Below are 289 nucleotides of genomic sequence, written 5' to 3'. Positions count from 1 at the left end.
GATATTGGAACTGGAGGCCGAGCGGACGAAGCTGGAACAGAAGTCGTCGCAATGTCGCGAAGCGACCCGCAACGCCGAGAGGATAGTGGCCGACGCGGCGAGGGATCTTTCCGACGCGCGGCAGGTGCTGGCCGCCGCGCTCCTCGAACGGGATGCCAGGGCGCTGCCCGAGCATGACGTTGCGCACGGGGTGCGCTTGCGCGTCCTCGGCTTCCTGAACGATGCACGGGACTTCTGGCGCGAGCACAAGCAGAGGCTCGAGACCGCGAAGACGCGTGAGGATGAAAGC

General features: G+C 66.1%; 1 protein-coding gene. It reads left to right on the top strand.

Annotation, left to right across the window (positions count from 1 at the left end; genetic code table 11):
- Positions 1-289 (top strand): hypothetical protein (locus tag QSV46_RS39395; RefSeq protein WP_314964046.1); only part of this gene is annotated, 289 nt, incomplete at both ends.

Source organism: Bradyrhizobium cosmicum, assembly GCF_032290525.1.
GTDB lineage: Bacteria > Pseudomonadota > Alphaproteobacteria > Rhizobiales > Xanthobacteraceae > Bradyrhizobium > Bradyrhizobium cosmicum_A.
Note: the sequence above shows the minus strand (reverse complement) of the source record. Positions and strands in the feature narration are given on the sequence as shown.